At 59.9% G+C, this 362-nt stretch carries 1 protein-coding gene; it reads right to left on the bottom strand.

Going from position 1 to position 362, the window contains the following annotated elements:
• Positions 1-16: 16 nt before the first annotated feature.
• A partial coding sequence (locus tag ACJ5GX_RS01880) for a 2OG-Fe dioxygenase family protein (protein ID WP_495292640.1) occupies positions 17-362 on the bottom strand: 346 nt, incomplete at its 5' end.

The following is a 362-nucleotide window of genomic DNA, read 5'->3' as shown; positions in this document are numbered from 1 at the left end:
TTCTATTTTCGGCTTCTCAATCTCTTGCATTGGCTTCAATAGCAACAATAGCTTCTGGAGGATCGATCATGCGGGCATCGTCGAGCAGCATCAGCGACCAGGGCTCGGTCAAGGTAAAGCGCAGGCCTTGCGGGCCCTGGGCATCGAACACCCGGGTCTCTCCGCCTTTGATGCCTTCGCGCGCGACCAGAAATACCGCGACCAGGTCCACACCATCGCGGTGTGCGCCTTCAGGGGTGGGCCGGCCAATGCCTTCGGCAGTGTCGATGCGGAACTGGTGCGCCTCCGTGTAACAGGGCGCATGTTCAGCGCTAGTGAAAAGCGCCTGCGCTGTGTGCCCCAGTGCCAGCATGATCGATCGT

Source organism: Wolbachia endosymbiont of Tuta absoluta (assembly GCF_059414725.1).
The sequence above is the reverse complement of the archived record's forward strand: the minus strand, read 5'-3'. Positions and strand labels throughout refer to the sequence as shown.